General features: G+C 47.6%; 24 protein-coding genes. 8 read left to right on the top strand and 16 right to left on the bottom strand.

Features of this window, described 5'->3' with window-relative positions; all coding sequences use genetic code 11:
- Positions 1–15 precede the first annotated feature (15 nt).
- The gene (locus tag CLV60_RS03695; protein ID WP_106594060.1) at positions 16–1,272 is read right to left on the bottom strand and encodes a metallophosphoesterase; all 1,257 of its coding nucleotides are present in this window, start codon (positions 1,270–1,272) and stop codon (positions 16–18) included.
- A gap of 160 nt (positions 1,273–1,432) precedes the next feature.
- Here CLV60_RS03695 and CLV60_RS03690 point away from each other — a divergent pair, with 160 nt between their 5' ends.
- Entirely contained in the window at positions 1,433–1,654 is a 222-nt protein-coding gene (locus tag CLV60_RS03690) for a hypothetical protein (protein WP_229210804.1), read from the top strand.
- A 5-nt stretch (positions 1,655–1,659) separates the two neighbouring features.
- On the opposite strand, the gene CLV60_RS03685 is transcribed toward CLV60_RS03690, so the two are convergent.
- A complete protein-coding gene (locus CLV60_RS03685; protein WP_106594059.1) occupies positions 1,660–2,220 on the bottom strand; it encodes a YqgE/AlgH family protein in 561 nt (186 codons plus the stop codon).
- A 90-nt stretch (positions 2,221–2,310) separates the two neighbouring features.
- On the opposite strand from CLV60_RS03685, the gene CLV60_RS03680 reads away from it, so the two are divergent.
- On the top strand, positions 2,311–2,838 hold the full coding sequence (locus CLV60_RS03680; RefSeq protein ID WP_106594058.1) for a gamma carbonic anhydrase family protein: 528 nt from the start codon (positions 2,311–2,313) through the stop codon (positions 2,836–2,838).
- Here the strand turns inward: CLV60_RS03680 and CLV60_RS03675 are convergent.
- Positions 2,799–3,500 (bottom strand): hypothetical protein, encoded by a 702-nt coding sequence (locus tag CLV60_RS03675; protein WP_229210803.1) that lies wholly within the window; start codon positions 3,498–3,500, stop codon positions 2,799–2,801. The two genes, CLV60_RS03680 and CLV60_RS03675, sit on opposite strands and share 40 nt — an antisense overlap.
- Positions 3,501–3,678: 178 nt before the next feature.
- Here CLV60_RS03675 and CLV60_RS03670 point away from each other — a divergent pair, with 178 nt between their 5' ends.
- The gene (locus tag CLV60_RS03670) at positions 3,679–3,948 is read left to right on the top strand and encodes a helix-turn-helix domain-containing protein (RefSeq protein ID WP_106594057.1); all 270 of its coding nucleotides are present in this window, start codon (positions 3,679–3,681) and stop codon (positions 3,946–3,948) included.
- A 4-nt stretch (positions 3,949–3,952) separates the two neighbouring features.
- Here CLV60_RS03670 and CLV60_RS03665 read toward each other — a convergent pair whose 3' ends face one another.
- Both CLV60_RS03665 and CLV60_RS03660 read right to left on the bottom strand, forming a co-directional pair.
- Positions 3,953–4,585: a DedA family protein gene (locus CLV60_RS03665; protein ID WP_106594056.1), complete on the bottom strand. Its 633-nt coding sequence runs from the start codon at positions 4,583–4,585 to the stop codon at positions 3,953–3,955.
- Positions 4,586–4,697: 112 nt separating this feature from the next.
- Positions 4,698–6,590 (bottom strand): ABC-F family ATP-binding cassette domain-containing protein, encoded by a 1,893-nt coding sequence (locus CLV60_RS03660; protein WP_106594055.1) that lies wholly within the window; start codon positions 6,588–6,590, stop codon positions 4,698–4,700.
- Positions 6,591–6,701: 111 nt separating this feature from the next.
- Between CLV60_RS03660 and CLV60_RS03655 the strand changes: the two genes are divergently transcribed.
- The 3 genes from CLV60_RS03655 (at position 6,702) to CLV60_RS34110 (ending at position 9,403) form a co-directional block, all read left to right on the top strand.
- The gene (locus tag CLV60_RS03655) at positions 6,702–7,709 is read left to right on the top strand and encodes a formylglycine-generating enzyme family protein (RefSeq protein WP_106594054.1); all 1,008 of its coding nucleotides are present in this window, start codon (positions 6,702–6,704) and stop codon (positions 7,707–7,709) included.
- Positions 7,710–7,734: 25 nt separating this feature from the next.
- A complete protein-coding gene (locus tag CLV60_RS03650) occupies positions 7,735–9,078 on the top strand; it encodes a Gfo/Idh/MocA family protein (protein ID WP_106594053.1) in 1,344 nt (447 codons plus the stop codon).
- A 130-nt stretch (positions 9,079–9,208) separates the two neighbouring features.
- Positions 9,209–9,403 (top strand): hypothetical protein, encoded by a 195-nt coding sequence (locus tag CLV60_RS34110; protein ID WP_146151517.1) that lies wholly within the window; start codon positions 9,209–9,211, stop codon positions 9,401–9,403.
- On the opposite strand, the gene aroC is transcribed toward CLV60_RS34110, so the two are convergent.
- Together aroC and CLV60_RS03640 are read right to left on the bottom strand one after the other, a co-directional pair.
- Complete coding sequence (gene aroC / locus CLV60_RS03645; RefSeq protein ID WP_106594052.1) at positions 9,404–10,483, bottom strand: chorismate synthase; 1,080 nt, start codon at positions 10,481–10,483, stop codon at positions 9,404–9,406.
- Positions 10,484–10,487: 4 nt separating this feature from the next.
- Positions 10,488–11,858, bottom strand: coding sequence for a BatD family protein (locus CLV60_RS03640; RefSeq protein WP_229210801.1), 1,371 nt, complete (start codon positions 11,856–11,858; stop codon positions 10,488–10,490).
- A 133-nt stretch (positions 11,859–11,991) separates the two neighbouring features.
- Between CLV60_RS03640 and CLV60_RS34590 the strand changes: the two genes are divergently transcribed.
- Complete coding sequence (locus CLV60_RS34590) at positions 11,992–12,198, top strand: hypothetical protein (protein ID WP_106594050.1); 207 nt, start codon at positions 11,992–11,994, stop codon at positions 12,196–12,198.
- Positions 12,199–12,290: 92 nt separating this feature from the next.
- Here the strand turns inward: CLV60_RS34590 and CLV60_RS03630 are convergent, their stop codons facing one another.
- The 7 genes from CLV60_RS03630 to CLV60_RS03600 form a co-directional block, all read right to left on the bottom strand.
- Positions 12,291–14,033, bottom strand: a complete 1,743-nt coding sequence (locus CLV60_RS03630) for a tetratricopeptide repeat protein (RefSeq protein ID WP_229210800.1) — start codon at positions 14,031–14,033, stop codon at positions 12,291–12,293.
- A 90-nt stretch (positions 14,034–14,123) separates the two neighbouring features.
- The gene (locus CLV60_RS03625) at positions 14,124–15,071 is read right to left on the bottom strand and encodes a substrate-binding domain-containing protein (protein WP_106594048.1); all 948 of its coding nucleotides are present in this window, start codon (positions 15,069–15,071) and stop codon (positions 14,124–14,126) included.
- Complete coding sequence (locus tag CLV60_RS03620) at positions 15,068–15,289, bottom strand: hypothetical protein (RefSeq protein WP_106594047.1); 222 nt, start codon at positions 15,287–15,289, stop codon at positions 15,068–15,070. The genes CLV60_RS03625 and CLV60_RS03620 overlap by 4 nt, the downstream gene beginning before the upstream one ends.
- Before the next feature lie 3 nt (positions 15,290–15,292).
- Positions 15,293–16,117: an energy transducer TonB gene (locus tag CLV60_RS03615; RefSeq protein ID WP_106594046.1), complete on the bottom strand. Its 825-nt coding sequence runs from the start codon at positions 16,115–16,117 to the stop codon at positions 15,293–15,295.
- A 27-nt stretch (positions 16,118–16,144) separates the two neighbouring features.
- A complete protein-coding gene (locus CLV60_RS03610) occupies positions 16,145–16,726 on the bottom strand; it encodes an ExbD/TolR family protein (protein ID WP_106594045.1) in 582 nt (193 codons plus the stop codon).
- A 25-nt stretch (positions 16,727–16,751) separates the two neighbouring features.
- The gene (locus CLV60_RS03605) at positions 16,752–17,366 is read right to left on the bottom strand and encodes an ExbD/TolR family protein (protein WP_106594044.1); all 615 of its coding nucleotides are present in this window, start codon (positions 17,364–17,366) and stop codon (positions 16,752–16,754) included.
- Between the two features lie 61 nt (positions 17,367–17,427).
- Complete coding sequence (locus CLV60_RS03600) at positions 17,428–18,267, bottom strand: MotA/TolQ/ExbB proton channel family protein (protein ID WP_106594043.1); 840 nt, start codon at positions 18,265–18,267, stop codon at positions 17,428–17,430.
- Positions 18,268–18,894: 627 nt separating this feature from the next.
- Here CLV60_RS03600 and gatC point away from each other — a divergent pair.
- Positions 18,895–19,182, top strand: a complete 288-nt coding sequence (gatC, locus tag CLV60_RS03595) for an Asp-tRNA(Asn)/Glu-tRNA(Gln) amidotransferase subunit GatC (RefSeq protein ID WP_090156047.1) — start codon at positions 18,895–18,897, stop codon at positions 19,180–19,182.
- 24 nt (positions 19,183–19,206) lie between these two features.
- On the opposite strand, the gene CLV60_RS03590 is transcribed toward gatC, so the two are convergent.
- Positions 19,207–19,998: an amidohydrolase gene (locus CLV60_RS03590; RefSeq protein ID WP_106594042.1), complete on the bottom strand. Its 792-nt coding sequence runs from the start codon at positions 19,996–19,998 to the stop codon at positions 19,207–19,209.
- A 25-nt stretch (positions 19,999–20,023) separates the two neighbouring features.
- A complete protein-coding gene (gene def / locus CLV60_RS03585; RefSeq protein ID WP_106594041.1) occupies positions 20,024–20,611 on the bottom strand; it encodes a peptide deformylase in 588 nt (195 codons plus the stop codon).
- Positions 20,612–20,623 lie beyond the last annotated feature (12 nt).

The raw sequence follows: 20,623 nt of genomic DNA, 5'->3' as shown, positions 1-20,623 counted from the left end.
CAATTTCCTAAAATTTTAAGCCTTTACCAATTCCAGGATCGTGATTTCGGGCAATATACCCACACGACCCGGGTAACCCAGGTAGCCAAATCCGCGGTTTACATACAGATATTGGTCCTTCTCCTCATACAGTCCCGCCCATTGCTTGTACCGATATTGCACCGGGCTCCATCTCAGACCGCCGATTTCCACGCCAAATTGCATCCCGTGCGTATGGCCTGCGAGCGCGAGGTCGATGTCTTTATATTTAGGCAAAACCTGCGCACTCCAATGGCTGGGATCGTGCGAGAGCAATATTTTCACAGGATAATCATCGGTATGCTCATAAGCCTTTTCCAGATTTCCGTATTTGGCAAAATTGCCGGCGCCCCAGTTTTGAATACCAATCAATCCGATGGACTCGCCATCCACGGTAATGGGCCGGTTTTCATCCAGCATCAGATTCCAGCCTAGTAATTCGTGGGCTTTTTTCAAATTGGCGAGGTTGCTGATCTTCGCCTGGGCATCCGGCCATTGAAAGTAATCACCATAATCGTGGTTACCCAGTACGGAATGCACGCCGAGCGGCGCTTTCACTTTATCGAAAATGTTGATGTAGTCCTGCACCTCCTTTGCCCGGTCATTCACCAGGTCGCCGGTGAAGAATGCAATGTCGGGCTTCTCCTTCATCAACATTTCCACACCGCCTTTTACGGCAGTTTTATTGAAAAAGCTGCCTGAGTGAATATCCGAAAGCTGGGCTATTTTCATGCCATGAAACTGTCGGGGAAGATTTTTCAAAGGCACTTTTACCCGGCGAATGCGGTAGTCGTGCGCACCGGAAAGGATTCCATAAGCAAATGTGCCCATTAACCCGGCCCCGGCAACAACGGCCGTCGTTGCGAGGAATTGCGAACGCGGGATCACCGGCTCCCCGGTTTCAGGCGAAGGCGTAGCGGCGGACGGCACGAAAAAGCTTACAATCCATTGGAAAAAGCGACGTACGTCGTCGATGAGCAGGATCGCAACTGCCAGCAACTTGGATAAATAGGGAATAGCAATAAATGCGACTACAAATGTCCGGGTCGTGCTTTTGAAGTAGTCGGGCGGTAGTAACTGCATTCCGATGTAGGCGCCCAGCGTAGCGATTGTCAATGCCCAATATGCCCCTCCGATCCAGCGTTGTGTTAACGGGCTCAGGCTGCGAACGGCCAGTTTTAGACCTTGCCAGACATACCAGTCGATGGCAAAGAGTATAAAAGTTAGTATGATAAAAAAGAAGGTTCTGTTCATTTTAAAATGATAGTTGTCATATCAACGACAAACATATGCAAAGTCTTTCACGTTCAGCAGGCAGCCGGGATTTTGGATGAATGTTTGCCAGGAATGAATGAAGGTTGATTTCGACAGCTAAGCGGTTTTCGGTATTTTTGCACCTTATACTATCTCTGTTATGCCTAAATACGATTTCAAACGGTTCCACATCCGCTCGATGAATGCAGGAACCGACCAGGAGAGAGCGGCGATCAATCAGGAATTGAAAGATTTGTACGCCTCATTGCCTGATGACGAAAAAAAGATCTTCAATGAAGAGTTACAGCATTTCCTTACCCACGAGGTTGCGCGGATCAAGTCGGATTATGAGTCGGTGAGAGGCTTGAACCAGCCTAACTAACAGGATCAGTTAAGACGCGGGTCGATGGGATAATGGGCAATGGAACGATATTCACCGCCCATATTGCGAAGAATTTCGCGCCAAAAATTCCCTGCCGGTGTCGAGAACAGGAAGTCGGAATTGGTGCTGGAAACGATCCATGAATCTTGCTTGATCTCCTCGTCGAGCTGCCCGCCGCTCCATCCGGAGTAGCCGATGAAGAACATGACGTCTTCCTGTTTCAGCGTATTCAGGTTCAGCAGTGTTTTTACATTTTCAAAGTCACCACCCCAATAAACGTCTTTCATAATCTCCGTTCCTCCGGCAACGAGGTCGGGGCGGCGGTGGATGAAATGCAATGTGTTTTTCTCGACGGGACCGCCGAGGTGAAGCGTGATGTCCTGATAAATGGTTTCGTCCAGCACATCGCCCAGGAACAAGTCGGTGGTTTGGTTGAGCACAAAACCGAAACTTCCCTGTTCGTTATGTTCGCACATAAGGATAACCCCCCTTTCAAAATTGGGATCGCCCAAAAACGGCTTGGCGATGAGCAAGCTTCCTTTTGAAACTTTCGCAGCTGACGGCATGGCTAGGCAAATTGTTAATTCAACAACGAAATATATTTATTTTTCGCACTGAAAAACGGATATTGCCCAAAATATAATAAAAATAAGATCATGGCATTGATAAAACCTGTCCGCGGACATCACCCTACCTACGACGAGAGTTGCTGGTTTGCAGAAAACGCTACCATTGTGGGCGACGTGGTGATGGGCGAAAATTGCACTGTATGGTTCAACGCGGTGATCCGCGGCGACGTAAACAGTATCCGCATCGGGCATCATTCCAATGTCCAGGACGGCGCCGTGATCCACTGTACCTACCAGCGATTCGCTACCACGATCGGGAATTACGTTTCCATCGCGCACAACGCCATCGTGCATGGCTGCACGATCGAAGACCACGTTTTGATCGGAATGGGCGCCATTGTGATGGACGGGGCCGTTGTAGGCGAAGGGGCCATCATCGCCGCCGGAGCCATTGTTACCCAGAGTACCAAAGTGCCGCCTGGTACCATTTACGCCGGGAATCCCGCCAAATATCTGAAAGACGTTTCACCGGAGCTAAATGCGGCTATTGATCGGACCGCTAATAATTACCTGATTTATTCGGGCTGGTTTAAAGAGGATAATGGTCTGAAATAATAGTCCTCCTGCGCCGACACGCCCGGAGGAATCAAAATCACCGCCTCCGGGATGCGATTTTCAAATAGGGATTTTCTTTTGCGTTTGACGGCGCGATACATCACGTAATACGTGGCAATACCTCCCAAAGGCCGATAAACTGGCTTTGAAAGCTGAAAAGCTACCGTCAACCCTCCAAGTGCAATACCGGCGACACATGCCGGCAGCATAATTCGCTTCAGGAGTTTGATTTTGTCGATATTGACAATGTCCTCATAAAAAACGAAACCGCCGCTCCCGGGAATGTAAGGGTTATCCCGCAACATAACGCCATCGTGTCTTATCACCGTGACCTCTCCAAAAACAAACTCCTCCTGCCCAAAGGCATTCTTTTGAATGCATTGTATAAACTGACCTTTTTTGACTTTGACGGTATGTTTTGTTTCGACAGATTGTACTAAGAAGTACGGCTTTTGTGCCAAGACGGCTGAAAAAGCAGAAAGCAAGAATAAGGGCGCCGAAATTAAGTAGCGTTTCATCCAGCCTTGCATACTCAATATCCATTTAACAAATACCCCTGACCAGGCGGGCCCTGTTTTACAGCAGGCCACGGTGAGAGCATTATCGCGCATAATGCCCCCATTCAATGCATTGCGGTTCAAGTTTGTTGATGAATTACCCATCTCATTTCGCGTTATGTGAAACTACCTCACAAAGCAAATGAATTACTTGCCGGGTGCTGTTGCGGAAATCGCAGGGGTACTTGCGGTTTCCGCACATAATTGAAGGGAAAAGGCACAGGCTGTTTGGCAATTTCAAAAAGCCGCTAAATTTGTCAAGCCACTCATAACGAAGCACACTATGACAGATTTTGGAAGTAATTTCAGGAAGTTGAGGGAATGGGCAGGGCTTTCCCAGGAGGCGCTGGGAATTAATTTGAACGTGTCCGCCTCGGTCGTCAACAGAATCGAGAACAATAAGAGAAAGCTCGACATACAGATCTTGCAAAAGCTGGCGATCAGCTTGCAGCTCGATATATCGCTTGTCGTTACGGTATTATTTAAAGGGAAATCCGCCTTGCCGAAACAGAAGATGCATAAAGCGGGAAAAGTACTACCGGTCCCTGCCTAATGCATTATTCCGCCATACCTTTCCGCGCATTCAGATAACCCTTGATGACCGTGAAAGTCGTGATCGCCAGGAAGAAGAGAATAATGTACTGCACATAATCCACGATCCAGGGGAATTTTTCGCCAAAAAGGTAGCCGCCACCGGTCAATGTGAAGATCCAGATCGCCCCACCCACTACGTTATTGATCAGAAATGAAGGAAAAGACATTTTCACCAGTCCCGCGAGAATAGGTGCGAATGTGCGCACGATAGGCAGAAACCGGCTGATAATAAGCGTTCGGCTTCCATATTTTTCAAAGTAATTATGCGTGGTTTCGATGTGTTTTTTCTTGAAGAAAAAAGAATCCGGCCGGTTTTTGAAAAAATCACCGAAATACTTCCCGAATACATACCCGACCAGCGAGCCTAATATCGCGGCCGTCAGCATGCTCGTTAGCAAAATGAGGATCGGCACGTCGAGGATGCCGGTGCCGCAGAACACCCCGGCCAGGAAAACAAGGTAGTCGCCTGGCAGAAAGAACGCGAAAAACAGGCCGTTTTCCGCAAATACAATGAACGTAATCACCAGAAGTCCGCCGGTACGGATGATTTCCTCTGAATTAACAATGTATTGGAAAAACTCGACAATTGAATCCATAATCTATGATCTGAGAGTTCGCTCGCATGCTGCTGCTGGCCTGCGATCAGCAGTGCATGACTAGCTGTCCACGGCTACCGAAGCGCGGCTACGGGTTTGTTGACTTTTAAAATTAAGCATTTTCCGACAGTTCCAGCCAGCGCATCTCCTTCTCGGCCTGACTGTCATTGATTTCCTCTATCTGTTTCGACCATTTGGCCAGTTCCTCGTGAGAGCCACCTTTATTCAGATTTTCTACCAGCTGCGTTTTCGTGACTTCCATTTTGGCAATATCCGCTTCCAACTGCTCCATTTCCTTTTGCTCCTTATAGCTCAGCTTCCGTTTAGCTGTTGTTGCGGGCGCAGCTGCTACGGGTTCCTTCGGAGCTACTACAACGGGCGCGGCAGGCTTGGGCGCATTGTTGGCCGCTAATTTCTTTTCTGCCTCCTGCTCATCCTGATAATCCCGCAGCTCGGTATAGTTACCCGGGAAATCACTGATCTTACCATCCCCTTCAAACACAAAAATATGCTGCACGAGCCTGTCGAGGAAGTAACGGTCGTGGGAAACGATCATCAAACAGCCGGGGAAGTTGAGCAGGAACTCTTCAAGCACATTCAAACTATCGATATCCAGATCGTTCGTAGGCTCATCGAGAATCAGGAAATTCGGCTGTTTGATCAGAATCAATAGAAGCTGCAAACGACGCCTTTCTCCTCCGCTTAGTTTTGAAATAAAATCATATTGCTTTGACGGCGAGAACAGAAATGCCTGTAACAGAACGCCTACCGTCACCGTTTCACCGGTTCCCAGCTGCACTACTTCGGCCACATCCTTTACAATATCGATCACGCGCTGGTTTTCATTAAATACCAGGTCCGTTTGCTTGTAATACCCAAATTGTACCGTTTCTCCGGTGCTGATCTTGCCCTTATCAGGCTGCAACTCGCCGGTGATCATATTCAGCAGCGTCGATTTGCCCATTCCATTCTTCCCAACCACCCCAATGCGGTCACCGCGACGGAAAGTATATTCGAAGTTTTTGATCAGCTGACGCTCGCCGAAGCCCTTACTGATATTTTCAAGCTCGATGATCTTGCTACCCAGGCGCGAGGTCCGCACGTTGAGTTCCATTTGCACATCAAATTTCTTCTGGCTCGCCTTCTCTTTCAAATCCTCGAATGCATCGATGCGATATTTGGCTTTGGTACCGCGCGCTTTCGGTTGCCTCCTGATCCAATCCAGCTCTTTGCGCATGAGGTTGCGCGCCTTGTCGATGGTCGCTGCTTCGAGTTCTTCACGCTCGGCCTTCTTTTCGAGGAAGTAAGAGTAATTTCCTTTATAAGTATATGCCGAACCATGATCGAGTTCGAGCATCTGGTTGCAAACGGTATCGAGGAAGTAACGGTCGTGCGTTACGACCAGCAATGTCGTATTCGAAGTATTCAGGTATTCTTCCAGCCATTCGACGGTGTCGAGGTCAAGGTGGTTGGTAGGTTCATCCAGAATCAGGAGATCAGGATCTTCGAGCAGTACTTTGGCCAAAGCTACGCGTTTGCGTTGCCCGCCTGATAGCGTTCCATACGCATTATCCGTATGGTGGATGCCGAGCCGACCGAGAATTTCCTTCGTTTTATATTCAAAATCCCACGCATTGAACTTGTCCATATCCTCCATTACCTGGGCAAGCTCATCGTGGTTATCACTTTCGATGGCATGCTCGTAGCGTTTCACTACTTGTGCTACCGGATTATTCGAAGAAAATATCACTTCCAGCACCGGGAGGGATTCGTCAAATGCCGGGCTTTGGTCGAGGTAGCCGACGCGGATGTCTTTCCGGATACTGACCTCCCCTTCGTCGGCGGGGATCTTGCCTGTGAGGATATTCAGAAATGTGGTTTTTCCGGTCCCGTTCGTCCCGATCAACGCTACCTTATCTCCTTTGCTGATCCCAAAACTGATATTCTTAAAGAGCCACCGGTCACCGAATGACTTTGCTATATTTTCCGCCGAAAGATAATTCATGTTCAAATGTGAAATTCTGTATATGCAAAGTTAGGACAGATATTAAACAACGAAGAAAAAATTCGCTTTCATAGGGTAAATAGGCTAATATTGCCACTTATATTCAGTTAGATGGTTCCATTGAACACATTCATTATCATGTCCAAAAAATCCCTTTACCTAATCTTAACCGTTTTTCTTTGTTTTAAAGCAGTAGCGCAGGACAGTAATTTTAAGACTTACACGCAAAAAATCGGAGGTAGCCCTCAGGTGTACGACATGGTCGCGATCCCTGGCGGTGAATTCACGATGGGCAGCCCGGCCAATGAAAAAGGCCGCCGAGCCGACGAAGGTCCCCAGCACAAGGTGAAAATAGAGCCTTTCTGGATGGGCAAAACAGAAATCACCTGGGACATTTACGATTTGTACGCTTTCAAGAATATGGAAAAGGAAATGGGCGCTCGTCACCCGGATCCTGACAAAAGCGTTCAGAAAACCGACGCAAGTACACGTCCTTCCCCTCCTTATGTAGACATGTCATTCGGAATGGGCCGTTCGGGTTATCCGGCGATTAACATGACGCAATATGCGGCCATCTATTTCTGCAAGTGGTTATATGAAAAAACCGGCATTTTCTACCGCCTTCCAACCGAAGCGGAATGGGAATATGCCTGCCGCGCCGGTTCAAAAACAGCTTATTCTTTCGACGAAGCGAAAATCGATGAATATGCATGGTACCGCAAAAACAGCGATGCTGCTTATAAAAAAATAGGAACAAAAAAGCCGAATGCATGGGGACTCTACGATATGCACGGTAACGTAATGGAATGGACACTTGACCAGTACATTCCTGATTACTATGCGAAGCAGCCCAAAGGCGAAGCATTCGCTCCTGTGACTGAACTTTACCCTACCTCCGTTCGCGGCGGCTCATGGGACGACGAAGCGGCCGATCTCCGCAGTGCAGCCCGCGTAGCTTCCAAGCCTGAGTGGAAAATCCTCGACCCGCAATTGCCTAAATCGGAATGGTGGATGACCAGCGCGTCATTTGTGGGTTTCCGTGTTGTACGACCGCTTAAAACGCCTTCCCCTGAAGAGATCAAAGCGTATTACAGCCCTAAGTTGATTGAAGACTACTGATCATATTTAAACTCTTAAATTCGAAATGGAACAGAACAGACGTAATTTTTTGAAAGCATCGGGCCTCATCGCCGGCGGTGCCATCCTGAGCCCGCTCGCAGGCTACGGCTACAACAGCGCGGTAGGTGATACAATCAAAGTGGCACTTATCGGTTGCGGCGGTCGTGGTACGGGTGCTGCTGCGCAGGCATTGAGCACTACGCAAAACGTGCAGATTGTGGCCATGGCTGATGCTTTCAAGGACCGTCTCGACGATGCTTACAAAAACCTGACTGCTAAAAAATACAAAGACGCATCAGGAAAGCCGGTTGACACCAAAGTGAAAGTGGATGTACCCGAAGACCGGAAATTTGTAGGATTCGATGCATTCAAAAAGGCCATCGCATTGAAAGATGTGGATGTAGTGATCCTTGCAACGCCTCCGGGCTTCCGTCCTTCGCATTTCGAAGAGGCTGTAAAGAACAACAAGCACATTTTCATGGAAAAACCGGTTGCTACCGATGCACCGGGTATCCGCAAAGTGCTTGAATTGGCAGAAGAAGCTAAAAAGAAAAAACTGAACGTAGTAGTAGGTCTGCAACGCCACTACCAGGCAAACTACCGTGAGGCCATCAAACGCATTCACGACGGTGCCTTGGGTGATATCGTGGGCGGCCAGGTTTACTGGGTAGGAAGCAGCCCCTGGATGAAGGAGCGCCAGCCTAACCAGACCGAAATGGAATACCAAATGAGAAACTGGTATTATTTCAACTGGCTTTGCGGTGACCACATTTCGGAGCAGCACGTTCACAATATCGACGTGGCGAACTGGGTGAAACAGGGCTATCCTGTCACCATCCAAGGCTCAGGCGGCCGCCAGGTACGCACGGGCAAGGCTTATGGTGAAATTTATGACCACCACACGCTCGACCTCGTGTATGCGGATGGAACGGTGATTTCAAGCCAATGCCGCCAGTTCGAAGGAACCTGGAACCGCGTTGACGAAGCTTTCGTGGGTACGAAAGGCCGTATCGACAGCTTCGACGATAAGAAAACGATCCTGAAAGACTACAAAGGAGGCGTTATTTATCACCACGACAACTCGAATTACAGAAATCCATATCAGGTAGAACACGATGAGCTGTTCGCTGCGATTGCAAAAGGTGAATACAAATTCGCTGATGCTGAAAACGGCGCGAAAAGTACCATGACGGCAATTATGGGTCGTATGGCGACATACTCGGGCAAGCAAATCAAATGGGAAGAAGCGTTGAACTCGGATATCAACCTGTTCCCTGACAAACTTGCATGGGATGCTTCTCCAAAAATCCTGCCGGGTCCGGATGGGCTTTATCCAGTGGCAATCCCTGGCAAAACTCAGGTGATATAATTCAAGACTAATAACGCAAAATGGCCCGCTGAGGGCCATTTTGCGTTTTAATAGTATTTCTCGGAGCGAATAACTATATTCGGTTAGAGAATTCTTGACGATACTTATTGTGGAACGAAATATGTAGTCGGTGAAGCTTAGCCTGAGAAACGCTGTACTTATCCTTCTTGCCGGTATGATCGTGCTGGCAACCGGTTCGTTTTTAAACTCTTCCAAAACGCAATTCAGCGACCCGGTCATTCTGAGCGGGCTCGCGATCGAATTCGTAGGAACAATCTGGCTGGTATTATACCTCAACCAGCGGCGCAAGCGTCACAAAGCCTGATTACAACTTCGCCGATCGGTTTCTCAGGTAAAAATCTGCCAGGACCAGTGCTGTCATCGCTTCCACGATAGGGACAGCGCGAGGTACCACGCACGGGTCGTGACGACCTTTTCCCTGCACAATTGCCACATTTCCGAACTGATCAACACTTTCCTGGTCCTGCATAATCGTAGCCACCGGCTTGAATGCAGTGCGGAAATAAATATCCTCACCATTTGAAATGCCTCCCTGAATACCGCCTGAATGGTTGGTACGTGTGTGTACTCCGCCATTCTCGTCGGTGTAGAATGCATCGTTATGCTGTGAACCGGGCAATAGGACTCCATCGAAGCCGCTACCGTATTCAAAGCCTTTTACAGCGTTGATGCTCAACATTGCTTTCCCGAGCTCGGCGTGGAGTTTGTCGAAAACAGGTTCTCCCCAACCGGCAGGCGTACCTTTCACCACGCAGTTAACCACGCCACCGATCGAATCGCCTTGCTTACGGATGCTATCAATATAATCGAACATCTGCTGGGCCATTTCCGGGTCCGGGCAGCGAACTGCATTGTTCTCTGTTTCGGAAAGATCCAGTTCCTGGTAGCTTTTGTCCAGTTTCATAGTACCTACCTGCGATACGTAAGCCTGAATGCTCACGCCCAGCTCGGCCAGCATCAGCTTCGCAAGCGCACCTGCGGCTACACGTGCGGCCGTCTCACGCGCGGAACTGCGCCCGCCACCGCGGTAGTCGCGAATGCCATACTTGACCTGATAAGTGTAATCGGCGTGAGAAGGCCTGAATTGCGCCGCTATATGCGAGTAATCCTTGCTGCGTTGGTCTTCGTTCCGAATGACCATTGCGATGGGCGTACCGGTCGTTTTTCCTTCGAATACGCCGGATAACACTTCGAACTCGTCTGCTTCCTTGCGTTGCGTAGTGATTCTCGACTGTCCCGGCTTTCTGCGGGTCAATTCACTTTGAATGAAGTCGGAATCAAATGTCACACCCGCAGGGCATCCCTCGATCACCACACCTATTCCTACCCCGTGCGATTCGCCAAAAGTGGCTATTTTAAATATCTTACCGTATGTACTGCCCATTAACTTACTTTCTAAATACCCAAATCATTGTTACCAACAACAACACAATGACGATGTTGGTTAAATCTTTCAAAATCCTTTTATAATCAATCGTCTCCCTGCCGCTGTCGAGGTTTTCCAGGTTATCGTACAGGCCCGACGAGCCGGAAAGCGACAAGTTACTCAATTTGTAATCTTCTCCCCTCACTTCCAGTGAAGCAGCGGATGTTAATGTATCGTATTTCTCCTTTTCTACATTGAAATAGATCCAGTGAAAATACCGTCCCAGTGGAAATTGGCCATCCTTCCGCGGAACGACAAAATAGTTGAATGTCTTTTCTCCCACGACACTCTGATAACTGCGCTTCGTGATCTGGCTCACCTCCGGTGGATAAATATCGAACGAAGAACTTGCCTGAATCACCGGCGCGGGAATCGCAGTGATATTACCAACCCCTTCCACTTTGAACATATACCTGACACTTTCGCCCGGATACACAAGGTCACTCGACAATCTCTCCTTCAAACTATACTGTCCAACCGCCAGCTGATCACGCAACGGGTGATCAGGAAGCTGCCGCACCACTACTGTCACAGGTCTTGAATAGAAACCCTTCACCAACTTCTTTTCCACATTCACTGCGCGGCCGCTTTCGGTTACGAGCATATCCAGCTTCACTGCCGGCAATTTTATATCTTCGGTGGTAATCGGGAAGAAACGGGCCTGATACATATTGTACTCGGCGAATTTCCTGCCCCGGATCGTTACTTTTCGTTTGATAATTTCCTCGACGCCCACATTCTCCTCCCAGCAATTCACAGGTCTTAAAGTTTTCAAAATACCCTGCAACTGCTCGTTGAAACGATAAAATTCCATCTCTACCGGTGCATTTTCAGCGATATAAAGGGATATCCGAACCGCAAAGCCCTGACGGATATAAACCTGCTTTTTATCCGTCTGAACCGATAAAAACACCGACTGGGTATTATCGTCCACCTCCCCTACATCCACGTTTTCAGCAGCGATTGCATTTCCGCCCTCTTCTCCTGATTTTGCAAAAACGACCATCGTCTCCTCGGAGCGCAGTTTTGCATTATTGACTGTCAGCGTAAACTCGGGGATAAGGTAGTTTCCCGCCTTCGTCGCATAATACTCTTGCGTGATTGTCTGGATAACTACTTTTCTACCGTCCACCGTACTGACCGAGCTAGTCGCCGACTTGCTCCGCTTTTCCAGATCCTTGATTTCAGGGAAAATAACGGCCGGCCTTGTCTCTACATCCCGCAGCACAACCGATATCAGAAACGGCTGATCAAGCGTCAGATTCTTCGATCCGTACTCGATTGTGGCGGCATTTTCGGGCGTCTGAGCCAGGGAAATACTAAAAAAACACAAAAAAATATTTAATAACGCATATAATTTCATTTCAGTTTTTCGTTATCTTTATTGGAATTGCTGAAAACGAAGCGTTTTTAAGGGTTTCTCTTTGTTTTATCGTTGTCCCTAAACCACAAAACTACATAATACTATGGCCTCGATGCTTGAATACATTAAAATTATTCTCCAAAAAGTCAGCTTCGACCGCAAATTATTTGAAAAAGAACTCCGCAAAGCGATCCGCATGTTAATGCCCGCTGAGATTAAAAGACTTAGGCAGTGGTGTTACGACCATTACGCGACCGTCCATCTGCCAGTGTTGAACACTTGTTTTGAACGACTTTCTCCATCTAATTAGCAACAAATACTACCATTTGATAATCGAGAGCTTATAAAATGAGAAAGCCGCCCGAATTCGGGCGGCTTTCTTGCTTATAGCCTTTTTGGGCGTTATTTCTTCTTAGGAGCGGGCTTAGCAGCTGTTCCGGCAGCTGGCTGTGCAGGTTGCGCAACCGCCAGTCCCAATGCCTCTTTCGCAGCAGCATTGTCCGGATCTACTTTAAGCAGCTTCTCCCAGTACTCCTTCGCTTTTGCTTCATCCTTCAATGTCGACTGTGCGTGGAATGCCAGGTAACCGTAAGCCAGTTTCAAGTAGGACTTATACTTGCTTGGGTCTGCATCTTTCTCAGCCAATTCAGTCAATTTCAGGTAATACGGCTGCGAAATACCTTTGTCGACGTTCTCTTGTCTGTCGTACGCGTTGTAAAGCGTACTTGCACGCCAGTAGTATCCATATGGCCAATCCGGCAATTTCTTGGTTACAGTAGCGAAGATCGAGTCTGCTTTCAAATACTGGTTACGCTTGTCAGTTGCAATTTTCGCGCTATCAGCGAAGTTGGCATCGCTTGCTTTCGGAACAATGATTCCCTGAGCAGTCTGGAAGTTAGCAAGACCTTCGTAGTAGTAGTCGTTGGCAGTTGTTTTCGCAGTATCCAAACTATTACCTTTTGCATACGCAGCAGCAGCCTTAGGATAATCCTTTGCAGCGTAATATAAACCAGCTACTTCTTTGTAAGCAGCAGCGGCTTCGGCTTTGCTGGTATCCATTTCAGCACCTTTCTTCATATACTCCATACCCAATGAGTCGTAGCCTTTGCCATCAGTTGATTTGGCATTCAGCGCACGGCCAAGGTATTTGTAGTCATCGCCAATTACTTTGTCAGGAGAACCTTTGATGAACTCGTCCAGGTTCTGGATTGCTTCGTCAGGCTTATTGGTTTTGAAATAAGCCCAACCGTACATACGCTTGATGATCGGGTTGTTGATCTTTCCTTTTGCTTGTTCCAGGAACTGAAGTGATTTGGTGTAATCATCCGCAGTAAATGCGAACTGAGCGCCACGAAGCTGCATTTCAGGATCTGTGCTACCACTTTTTTGCAGATACAGGTCGAAGTTTTCAGCAGCCTGCTTGTATTTCTGAGCAAAGAAGTAAAGTTCTGCGAGATCTTTGTAAGCAGGTGCGAAGTTAGCATCCGCTTCGATCGCCTTTTTATAGTTCTCCAAAGCGAGGTTATAGTTTTTACCACGCAGGTAAATAGAACCAATCGCATTGTGTGCAGCTGCATAGTTTGGTTTTGCCGTCAAAGCATATTCGTAAGCAGTTACAGCGTTACCACCTTCGTTGCGCAGCATCAAAGCGTCACCTTTTGCGATGTAGGCATCAGCTAGGTTTTTGTCGCGTTTAACCGCCAGGTCCAGCAGACGGATCGCCTCGGCAGGGTCGTTATTTTTTTCGAAAAGTGTATAAGCTTCGCCTATTCTGAAAAGAACCTCAGCATCTTTGCCCTTTTTCTTTTCAGCTGTATCGAAAAGCTCTTTCGCTTTCGCACGATCGCCTTTCGCCAACGCTACCGTACCCAGACCTACCTGATTCAGGTAAGATTTCTCATCGAGCGACAAGCCTTTTTCAAATGCTTTCTGCGCCTCATCCAATTGGTTGGTTTTGATATAGTAATAACCAAGGTAATATTGGTTATCAGCAGAAGGGGTTCCTTCGGCAAGCTTTTTAAACAAAGCGCCTGCTTCATTGTAGCGTTCTCCAACGATTAATGCCAACCCGTCCTGTACCGTCTGTGCGTGTAAGTTAACAAACGCTAATAAACCAAATACCAATGCTACTAATTTCAATCTCATGTTTCTGTTCATTTTTTACCCGGTTAAAATAATGATAAAAAACTTGGTTTTTCAATAACAAGCCCCAAATCTACTAATTGTTTACATTCACTATAACTCTTTCTTAACTTCCAGTTCGCGCGGGTAAACTACGGTTGGCAGCAGACCCATTTTCTGAATAATCAACCCTCCTACGTCCCGGGCAATGTAGGTCATCAACCCACCACCCAGGCCCGAGTAACCTTCCCGGCTGATAATATATAAATCCCTGTGCAGCGGATATCGCTTGAACTCCAGTCCCGCTTGAAACGGCTGAATGTAGTCGGAAAGTGAATCTGGCTGGGCATCTTTTGCAACCCCCATTACCCGGATTCCCTTCGACAGCTCTTCCGAAGCCAGTGAATTTCCGTCGCTGATCCAATTCACCCCGATAAAGCCGAGATGCGTCGGATTATCCCTGACGTCCTTGATTACATTCTCGTTTGATCCCGCTGAAATAATCCTCAGCTTCTGGATATCCTTAATGCCAAACTTGTTGAGGACAAAATTCAGATTGCTTGCATTGGCATTGTCAAATACCAATGTAATCAATCCCTCTTGCCCACCTTTGATCTGCGACCAGTCGGTCAGCTTACCTTCCATGATCGATTTGAGCTCCGGAACCGTAATAAGGCTATCTGGATTGCTCTTTCCTATCACCAGGGCCAGTCCGTCAGTTGCAATGTGCTGAAATTTCTGGCTGCCTTTTTGCTTTCGGATAACTTCCAGCTCCTTGTCATTCAACTGCCGGGTTGCAAAAATGATCCTCGCGCTATCATTCAATAGCTGTCGGATCGCCTCCTGCTCGGGCTTATAGTCCAGTTTGAAATGCGCATCGGGATAGATTCCCTCATAGGCACTCGTCAGCGAGTTGATCAGCGGCTTGAAGGATTCATCTGCCGCGATAGTGATCGTACCTTGCCGTGGATTGTCCAGGTTGTTGCTGGACGAGGTACATCTGAGTAATCCTGCAATACCGAGCGTCACCAACAGCAGCAGTCCTGCCAATCTCTTTTTCATGACTCGTCGTCCTGGTTATTTCTAAACACTCTGTACCCCCGGTAGGCTCCGTATAAAATAAGCGTGCCAGCAAAAGCATACCGCCATACGCTACCGATCGGCAGCAGTCTAAACGAGAAGGAGGAGAGGATCAAAAAGACCCCTCCTCCTACGTATGCCAGAGCCATTACCGAAGAGGCCAGATCACCGAGCTTTTCGTGCAATGGTTTCTCCCTCATGCCTTACTCCAATTGGAAGTTGATCGGCAGGTTATATTTTACACGAACTGCACGTCCTGATTGCTTTCCTGGCTTCCATTTCGGCATAGCTTTCACTACGCGGATCGCCTCTTCATCGCAACCAAAACCCAATCCTTTCAAAACCTGAACATCCTGGATACTTCCGTCAGTGTTAACAACGAAGGACATGAAAACCCTTCCGGAAACGTTAGCACGGGATGCCGCACTTGGGTACTTGATATTCTTTCCAAGGTACTTGTACATTTCTGCAGTACCTCCCGGGAATTCCGGTTGTTGCTCAACCACTGTAAATACCTTTTCAGGTTCAGGGGCTGCCTCTACTACTGTTCCTTTGCTAGGCGCTGCAACAGCTTCGGGTGCAACAATGATTTCATTCGCGTTAGGATCACCTTCTACGGTTTTATCCGCAACAACAGCTTCTTTAATTTCTTCTACTGTTGGTGGTGGTACCTCTTCGGGAACCTCTTCGTCCTTCTTAACCTCAGGAGGCAAGAATTTCACCGTGTTCACCTTTGGCGCTTCCACTGGTGGCGGCGGTGGCGGTGGTGGTTCTGCCGGGTCAATTGGCGGCGGTGGGATCTTCATCAAGTCCACTTCAACCATCGGCGCTTCTTCTTCCTTACCGGCCGTCAAGCTGTTGATAATTGACGGTGTAAACATGGCAAGAACAAAAAGAGCAGCTCCGATTATAGTGGCCTTCGTCACATCTTTACGATATCCCTGACGAAGTTCAAAAGCTCCGTACGCCTTATTACGATCCGCAAACACTATATCATCCAGTGTTGCATTCGGGCTTATCTCTGCCATGGCGCTGTGATTAATTTTGTTTAAAAACTAGTTTTTTGGTTTGACTTTGTCACCCAGGACTTTCTTCTCCGCGTCGGTCAAAGCGTCCACAAGTGCATAGCGCTTGGTTTTTGTAATCGCCATTTCATCCAGAACGTCCACCATATTTTTATAAGTAGATACATCTGTTGGCTTAATTACCACCACAAACGCTTCATTACCGTCTTTATCCTTTGGATTGGCCGCATTGATACGCTTCTGAGATGCGAAGATCACACTTCTGAGATCGAAACCGTAACGGGTTGTCTTCAATTCAGTAGGTGCTTTATCATCATCCGCAGCGATACCATCCAGATAATAAACGTCGTCGTTCGCTCCCATGAACAGGGTTAGTACTTTCGACGCTTTCAAAGGTTCTGTCGGCTTTTCCTGATCTTCGGTTTTGTCAGGCACAGCGAGCGACATGGATGTCGGTTTAGACATTGTTGTCGCAAGCATGAAAAAGGTAATTAGCAAAAATCCTAGGTCCACCATCGGGGTCATGTCCACACGGGTGGACATTTTCTTACCGCGAACCTTACCACTACCTTTACCGTGCCCACCACCACCGGATTCTTCAATTGCTGCCATTTCTTCTAATTATTAAATGATAACATTATTCGTTTGTATAACCGGCCGGTGCTTGTTCGCTACCTGTGATCAGGTTGAACTTGTTAATATTCTGCGATTGCAGGTTAGCCAATACGTCTTTGAACGCAGGGAATTTCGACAGGTTGTCGCCCTTCAATGCAATACGTAGACCGCTATCTGCTTTACGCGCAGCATAAACCCAGTCTGCCAATTCGCTGGCGCCTGTGGAGTCAACCGGGATCCCTGGTTGCTTCACCTGGCTCATCTGCTCTTTCGGCATGTTCAACCAGGGCTTCAACTGATTCAAAGGCAAACCAAAGCTTGACTGCAGTGCAAACTTAGCTCTCTCGGCATCAGTGAACGTGATTCCTTTGGCCTGACCAATGTTGTCCAGCATCGCAGCACGAGTAGGCTGGGCGTCAACACCAAAGAACACTTTCCCTGTTTTGTCAATGCTAATGACCATGATCTTATCATCTGGCACTTTGATCTGCGAAATCGATGTAGGCGTTGTAATCTCTGCATCGTTCGACTTAAAAGTCGCCGTCATAATGAAGAACGTCAAGAGCAAGAAGGCAACATCCGTCATGGCCGTCATATCAGTATGCGGCGCATGTTTCTTAGGCCTTACCTTTCCCATACAAATATATAAGTTTTTTTTATATTAACGAAACTTCACTATAAAATAGTTCTGGGAACTATTAATAATGTGCAGCAAAGTTCGACTGAAGGCTCATGCCAATTTCGTCGATGCTGTAAGTAAGATCGTCAACACGGCTGTTCAGGTAAGCGTAAGAGATTGTTGCGATAGCCGAAGTACCGATACCCAATGCGGTATTGATAAGGGCCTCAGAGATACCAGTTGCAAGAGCAGCGGAGTCAGGTGAACCTGATGTACCCAAAGCCGCGAACGCCTTGATCATACCGATTACCGTTCCAAGAAGCGCCAAGAGGGTAGAAGCACCCGCCAGTGTAGCGATGATGGTAAGGTTTTTCTGAAGCATTGGAAGTTCAAGTGTAGTAGCTTCTTCGATCTCTTTCTGAAGAGCTGCCAGTTTTTGCTCTTTGTCGAGCGCAGTTTCAGTAGTCAACTGCTTGTATTTCAACAGACCTGCTTTGATTACGTTACCAACAGATCCTTTTTGTTTGTCGCATTCTTTGATAGCCTCTTCGATTTGGTTTTTGTCAAGCAGGCTTCTCACTTTACGCACGAATGAATCGATGCTGCCAGTTCCGCTAGCTTTGCTCAAAGTGATCAAACGCTCGATTGTAAAGGTCAATACAACAAGGAAACACGTCATCAAGATCGGTACGATAGGACCTCCCTTGTAAACGATTCCGTAGTAATCACCATCGATAGGCCCTTTTTCGTGATCACCATCTTTAAAGTGCTCCGGAGCACCCAGAACGAAAATGTAAACACACAATGCAATCGCAAAAAGGAGAGGGATTACCAATGCCGGGTTCAAACCGCCTTTGCCTTTAGTTGCTGCCGCAGCAGGCTTTGGAGCTGGTGCCGGACTTGTAGCTTTCTTTTCCATCAGACTTACTTTTAAAGGTTAAATTGAGATTTTGGTTGTGAATTAAATAAAACTTTTGGTTTAAACTGGTTTTCGTAAAATAAAATTTTGAATGCTTTTCGGATAAACGACATCTACAAAAGTATGAGTTTTCCTTTTAAAAAAAAGCAAGCGTTTCGGCAGATTTTTTCTCAGTTTTTTCTCCGAAACGGCTCCGAATTGCATAATTTAAAGAATGCCCTCCCTTCTATTTTTAGTAAAATTTCTAGTTTTAATACTGACTTCTAGGGATATAACGACTATCCCCAAACCTCTATATAATTGCACTCTTTGCGTTCATATGTAGCAACATGTTTTTTAGTGAGGAGATTTGCGTTTCAAAATATTTCAAGATTACCTTAGAAAAGCAAATATTATTTTTCTCCTACTATGTGTCTTAACAACAATTTTAAATTTCAGTGGCAGGGGTTTTCCGCCGCACCCTGAAATTTGACTAAATCAATCCGCCCTGCGCCACGAGTTTTTTCACCTATGCAACCGCTCGTCACTCAATTTCCCGGAGCTTACCACTAGGGGAATGACAAAAATCCGGTAATTTTGGCTTTCCGCAGATAGCGTGTCCATTAACTTAACAAATTCTTAAAATACATGAAGATCGATCAGGAGTCGCTTAAAAAGATCGCGCACCTCGCACGATTGGAGATCAGGCCCGGAGAAGAAGCGGCTCTCCTACAAAGTATGGATTCGGTTCTTACCTGGATGGACCAGCTCAATGAAATCAATACGCAGGGAGTGGAGCCTTTGACGCACGTGCTCGACGAAGAAAATAACTGGCGCGAGGACAAAGGCGCAAATACGCTCACGCGCGAGGAAGCGCTCTTCAATGCACCATCGAAAAATAGTACCTATATAATGGTACCCAAAGTGATTGAGTAAGTATAGGACACAATGTCCTATACCTCAACAATGGATTTCAAAATCGTCGGCATCCGGCAACGCGGGGAAACTCTTCCTGTAAGCAGCCAAATCGGCCTTCGAAATATGGACGATCTTTTCAGTCTCATGACTTCCCAGGAGAGCCGTCGGTTCGCCCAGGTAATCGAGCGCCGCAGAATCTCCCCGGTATTCCAGCCCATTCTCATCGGCCCCGATCCGATTGACGCCTATTACATAACATTGGTTTTCGATCGCGCGCGCTTGCAAGAGCGTGCTCCACGCGTGCGCACGACGCGTGGGCCAGTTGGCTACATATAATAGGATGTCGTAAGGATCGCTTTGCTGGTTACGGCTCCAAACGGGGAACCGCAGGTCATAGCACACAAGCGGGCATAATTTCCAGCCTCTCCATTCCACTGTGAGCCGCGCATTGCCGGCGGTGTAATGCTTACTCTCCTCTCCCATTGTGAAAAGATGCCGCTTATCGCTTTGTGCATAAGTACCATCCGGACGTACGCAAAGGAGGCGGTTAAAAAAACTGCCGCCCTCGTTTACTGCGAAACTTCCCACCACCAACGCGTCCGTCTGTTTCGCAATCTGCTTCATCCAGCGGGTGGTCGTGAGATTCATCGGCTCGGCCAATGCGGTATTCATCGTAAAACCGGTATTGAACATTTCCGGAAGCACGATCATATCCACCGCCTCCGGCAATGCAGCCAGCTTTTCCTCAAATGTCGCAAGGTTGGCAGTCACATTTTCCCAATGCAGATCAGCCTGGACCAATGCAATGGAAAGAATTTCTTTGTTTTCCTGCATGACCGAATATTATATGGGTTGAAACCTATCTGCGGCTGGGGAAACGCATGCGGTAATCGGCATCCACGTTTCCTTTGGAAATATCGGTCAGTTTCTTCTTGATGAACTGCTTTTTGAGCGTGGGCAGGTAATCCACGAACAGTTTCCCGAGCAAATGGTCATACTCGTGCTGAATAATGCGGGCGGCCATGCCCGAATAGGTTTCTTCATGCTCGTTCCAGTCGAGGTCGCGGTAGCGGATGCGGAGCGTTTCGGGGCGGTACACGTCGCCGCGGATACCCGGGATGCTCAGGCAGCCTTCTTCAAATGCCCACTCCTCTCCCGTTTCTTCGAGGATTTCGGGATTAATGAAAGTTTTCTTGAAATCGGCCAATGACAAATCCGGCTCATCGTCTTCGTCTTCCTCATCTCTCTCGGCGAACGGCGTAGCGTCGACCACGAAAATGCGGATATTCAGACCAATCTGCGGGGCGGCCAGGCCCACGCCGTTCGCGCCGTGCATGGTTTCGAACATATCCTCTGAAAGTTTCTTCAGGTCCACCTCATCTTTTTCGATAAAACGGGTTGGCTTTCTCAGGATCGGGTCACCGTATGCAACTATTGGATAAATCATGCTTGTTAAAAC

It is taken from the genome of Dyadobacter jiangsuensis (genome assembly GCF_003014695.1).
In the GTDB taxonomy this organism is placed as follows: Bacteria; Bacteroidota; Bacteroidia; order Cytophagales; family Spirosomataceae; genus Dyadobacter; species Dyadobacter jiangsuensis.
This window is presented reverse-complemented; position numbering and strand designations above follow the sequence as displayed.